2 protein-coding genes and 4 pseudogenes are annotated in these 4,691 nt (G+C 57.8%); 4 read left to right on the top strand and 2 right to left on the bottom strand.

Annotated features, from left to right (window positions below; translation table 11 throughout):
- Positions 1 to 109 precede the first annotated feature (109 nt).
- Positions 110 to 538: pseudogene (locus AC0L3H_RS32710) on the bottom strand (recombinase family protein); the annotation flags it as partial.
- On the opposite strand from AC0L3H_RS32710, the pseudogene AC0L3H_RS32715 reads away from it, so the two are divergent.
- The 3 genes and pseudogenes from AC0L3H_RS32715 to AC0L3H_RS32725 form a co-directional block, all read left to right on the top strand.
- Positions 534 to 677 (top strand): annotated as a pseudogene (locus tag AC0L3H_RS32715) (type I restriction enzyme subunit R domain-containing protein); the annotation flags it as partial. The pseudogenes AC0L3H_RS32710 and AC0L3H_RS32715 sit on opposite strands and share 5 nt — an antisense overlap.
- Positions 658 to 1,356 (top strand): hypothetical protein, encoded by a 699-nt coding sequence (locus AC0L3H_RS32720; protein ID WP_473588219.1) that lies wholly within the window; start codon positions 658 to 660, stop codon positions 1,354 to 1,356. The pseudogene AC0L3H_RS32715 and the gene AC0L3H_RS32720, both read left to right, overlap by 20 nt.
- A gap of 1,166 nt (positions 1,357 to 2,522) precedes the next feature.
- Positions 2,523 to 3,780 (top strand): annotated as a pseudogene (locus tag AC0L3H_RS32725) (tyrosine-type recombinase/integrase).
- On the opposite strand, the gene AC0L3H_RS32730 reads toward AC0L3H_RS32725, so the two are convergent.
- Complete coding sequence (locus tag AC0L3H_RS32730; RefSeq protein WP_473588218.1) at positions 3,734 to 4,021, bottom strand: helix-turn-helix transcriptional regulator; 288 nt, start codon at positions 4,019 to 4,021, stop codon at positions 3,734 to 3,736. The pseudogene AC0L3H_RS32725 and the gene AC0L3H_RS32730 sit on opposite strands and share 47 nt — an antisense overlap.
- Before the next feature lie 143 nt (positions 4,022 to 4,164).
- Here AC0L3H_RS32730 and AC0L3H_RS32735 point away from each other — a divergent pair.
- Positions 4,165 to 4,286, top strand: a pseudogene (locus AC0L3H_RS32735) (IS91 family transposase); the annotation flags it as partial.
- Between the last annotated feature and the right edge of the window lie 405 nt (positions 4,287 to 4,691).

Genomic DNA, 4,691 nt, shown 5'->3' on the forward strand with positions numbered 1-4,691 from the left:
CATGGCCGCCCCTCGCCTCAGAGCAAGGGCCGTTCTCTCTCCAAAGCTTTTTGCAGAACCTTCAGGACACTATCCGCCAGACGCCGAGAGGCTGCCCGGTGGCGGTACCTCAGACCGACATGAGCACGCGCTGCGGGGCTATCCTTGTCCAGCGGTTGGAGTGCGTAGGGCAGACGGTACGGACCACCTGCTTATGACGTGCCGAGGGGAACGCTAAATGGCTCCGCTTCGCCAGCCTAGCCAAGGTGCGCCTGGAGGCCCCGGTTGCGGCCACGATGTTGTTCCAGGACTGGCCCGCCTTGAGCATCTTCACTATGGCCGCATTGTGCTCCTGGTCCTCAGGCCGCTCCCGGTAGCGCCCTTCCTGCTTGGCCTTCTGGATACCCTGGGCCTGCCGCCGCCGCCTGTCGTCATAGTCCTTGCGGGCAGTCGCGGCGATCATGTCCAGCATCATCCCGTTGATGGCCTCCTGCATCCGGGCGGTGAACTCGTCGGTTCCGCTTTAAGCCTTGCTCCAGGAGGTGGGGAGGTCGAGACTGGTCTTCGTCTGCGCCATGTGGATCACCGGCTTCGACGTGCCAACCTGCTCGACGATCTATCTCGACAAGCCAATGAAGAACCACACTCTGATGCAGACGATCGCGCGCGCGAACCGAGTTGCGCCCGGCAAACAAGCGCGTCAGCGCGGATCGATCCGCTGCGCGACCAAACGCAGTCGTTGCGCGTGTGCAAATCGAGGAGGCGATCTTCAAGTTTACGGATCCCAACATTGCGGGGAAATCCAAGCTCACGCGGCGACTCGCGCCCGGTCGGCCGGATTTCGCAATAACCATCCGCAGGAAACATCGCGGAGCGAACCGACGCCGGCAGACGATCAATGACAAGCGTCTGAATTGTGACGACCTGCTCGCGCCAATAGGCCCCTTCGGCGACATCCCGCCAACGAACGCGTCCGCGCTGGCGAACCCAACGGACCTCGGCAACGGTGATATGCATATAGTCGCCGGCAATGGCCAGGCCACGATCAGATCCATCGCAGCTTCGTTGCGCACCGGGACGACCGCGGCGACGGAGCACATAGCCTTCGGCCTGTTGGCCTTCGCGACACATTGGTTTTCGCGCGCAAGCGTCCACACCGCGTCTTTCGCGCTGCTGTATTCCTCTATGAGCCTTTTCGCGATCGCCTCCCGCATGGCGTCGTCCATTGACGCTGCATCCTCTCTGCGTAGCCGAAAGGCCTCGAGGAATCGCTGGTGCAAGGAAGAGACTGCCATCCGGAACTCGTTCACAATGTCGTTGATCCTGCTTGTGCGACAGAGGGGTTGGCGGGCCTTCGTTCTGAATCATCCTGAGTGAAACGGAGTCGGGTCGGCTGCTTACGTCGACCGCTTAGGAAGAGGCCACCGTCGCGCGTTGGGCCGAGCAGCACGGAAATGGCTGCAGAGAGATAGCACGCGGGTATAGATATTGGGACATGCGAACAGCGTGTCGGAGGAGCACCGTGTCGATGTCATCATCGGCATCGACGTAGATGCCGCGCATCAGCTTCACCAGTTTGCCCGTCTCTGCGTGTCTTCTCGATCGTTTCCCCGACCAGATGGAGAGGCATTCTAATTTTTCCGTACTTCAGTACGCGAAAGTACTGCCGAGAAAGCCTTTCTTGGGTCGTCTTCCGAAGCGGAAACGTTGAAGGACAGAGGATCATTGGGCCTATGTGTCCACGCTAGCACGGTGATTCATCCAAAAAAATGCACGACAAGCTCCATCGAACAGGAGATTTGTCGTCAACCTGCCAGCGTATTACATGATGTTGCTAGCACCGAAGAATTTCAAGCATCAAAGACTTGCCAATGAACGACCTCAAAAAGGTGTGCCCACACAATATCACAGCAGATGAGAATGCGAAGCTTTGGTCGACCGAGGATCGACAGGACTCGACACGACACCCATCTCCTGCCAGCCCATTCCCGTCTACTCGACCTAGGGCTGTCGAGCATGAGCAAGACCGTCCTTGCCGTATGGTCTGTGAACTCCGGCTTTGACCTCGCCGAATGGCAGTCGTAAATAATGCAGTCAAAAGTGTGCATACCGCGACGGCGACCACATTGTTTTAGTCTTTTCAACAGCCTAAGAATCCGACGGTATTCTTGACGGTATTACTTGGCGAGATGATAAGATTTTCTCAATTAAAACAAGCGGTTATAGACATAATTGATCATTGAGTGGGAATGATTCAGATCCATCCGAACGCCGCCGATAGTGCGCCAGTGTCCGACACAAACCATTGAAAATAAAGATAAATCTCTGTCAACTTTCGGCAACTATCGGCGGGCACGGTTTGGCTATGGCGGACTGACTGACGGGCCTCCGCCATATTGCTCCTCCGAATTTTTCAAAGTACCGTCACGAGCAATGAGGCTCGTGACGGTACTTTTTCTGTCTTAAGTACCAGATAATAAAGGGAAATAGCTGCCACGGACCTCCAAAATTGTGCTGACGGTACTTTCTAGGAGACTGCAGGGATGCTGACGGACGCCGCCCTCAAATCATTGAAACCAAAAGAGAAAATCTACAAGATCGCAGATCGCGACGGCATGTATGTTCGTGTCATGCCAAGTGGAGCGATCTCGTTTCGCCTCGACTACAGGCTCAATGGCCGCAGGGAAACTGTCTATCTAGGCAAGTACGGACGCGATGGCATTTCGCTGGCCCGGGCTCGGGAGAAGTGTCTCGATGCCAAAAGGGCCGTCCGCGAGGGGCGATCTCCTGCGATTGAAAAACAGCGCGAGAAGCGCCGCATCAAGGAAGCGAAGAGCTTCGGCGAATTCAGTGAGAAGTGGCTGACTGCCGGTCCCATGGCAGACAGTACGCGCGCCATGCCCCGCTCCATCTTCGAACGTGAACTGCTCCCTATCTGGAGAAACCGTCTTTTGACGGAAATCACACCTGATGATCTTCGGGCCCTTTGCGCCAAAATCGTTAGTCGCGGTGCTCCTGCAACGGCGATCCACGTTCGCGATATCCTGAAGCAGATCTACGGTTTTGCGATTCTTCATAGCGAGAAGGTCGCCAATCCCGCTGATGAGGTAGGGCCGGCGTCCATTGCCAACTTCGTTCCCCGCGATCGCTCGCTTTCCCCTCCGGAAATCCGCGTCATGCTGAAGCAACTCGAACATGTCGCTACGCTACCGACCATCCGCTTGGGTCTTCGCCTATTTCTACTCACAATGGTTCGCAAGAGTGAGCTTCAAGACGCGACATGGGATGAGGTGGGTTTCGAGAACGCTGTCTGGACGATTCCGAAAGAGCGGATGAAACGCTCGAAAGCGCACAACGTCTATCTGTCACGCCAGGTTCTCGATATCTTCATCGCGCTGAAGACGTGCTCGGGAAACTCGCGCTACGTCTTGCCATCCCGCTATGATGCCGATGCGCCGATGTCCCGAGCGGCCTTCAATCGAGTAACCTATTCTGTGGTGGAGCAAGCCAGGAAGGAAGGCTTGCCGCTCGAACCGTTCACGGTTCACGATCTTCGGCGGACCGGATCAACGTTGTTGAATGAGCTTGGGTTCAATGGCGATTGGATCGAGAAGTGCCTGGCCCACGAGGATGGCCGTTCGTCGCGGGGCGTCTACAACAAGGCCGAGTACGAGATTCAGCGGCCGACATATGATGCAAGAATGGTCAGACACTGTGGACGCCTGGCCCGATGGCAAGAAGTATGTCCCGACGCTCACCCCGCCGTCGATGCCGATCTTGGAGCCTGATCCTTCGCTTTGACCGGATGGGCTCGACGTTGCTTTACATCAGGGCCCGGTGCCCGGAAAATTGGTTTCGAGCGCCGGGCCGCGAGCCATGCCTGGACCTCGCCCAGATCCCAAACCACGCAGCGTGCGGTTAAGGCGAAGCGTCGCGGAAATTCGCCCCGCTGCTCCATTTCGTAAATTGTGCTATCAGCCAAGGGCACGATCTCGCGCAACTGATGCCGCCGGATCGTTTTCGTGTTCGCGTGAGTGCTCACGTTGCGTCTCCTCTGGTTCCGAATGAGGAGATAGAGAGCAATAGATTCGAAAGATGGAAGCCGCCACCGCTCCTCATCGGACTTTAGCGCGCCACGGCGCGCATATCGGACAGTCCGACGCCTGTATCATCACCCTCTAACTAGACTTCCGGCCGCCATGCCCCTGCTGTGGCGGACGCATGATCGTCATCGAGGTGTTCGAACGGTGGAGGCAGCCGCGCGGACCCCCTACGCCAGGACACCGGACCGGGAGAACGCCGCATGACCCGGCATGGCTTGATGCAGCCTTCTGGCGGAGGCACTCAGCCTCCGGCAACCAACCCGCGCGCGTCCATGGTGATCATCGGCGTCGACAGGGCTGCGTCCGACTGCACGCCGAGCCGACGAGGCCGCACGGCCGGAAGACAAAGCGGTCGGTCTGCATCAATCCCGCCGCTTCCCGGCGGCGGTCGCGCCATCCCAGACACCAGCCGAAAATCGAAATCTCCATAGCCATCGCCCGTGGCCCGCGGGTTCCTTCCTCGGGGACTTTCGTACGCCTGCCGGCGCCCGAAACTCTTCACGTGAGCCGACTGACTGCTTTCCGGCGCGGAACTAGAGCGCGATGATTTTAGGTTGGGACATAGCCGGCCTCGGTGAAGTAGTTGGCGCATTCCTTTGATGTGACGGT

This window comes from Mesorhizobium sp. WSM4816, assembly GCF_055811535.1.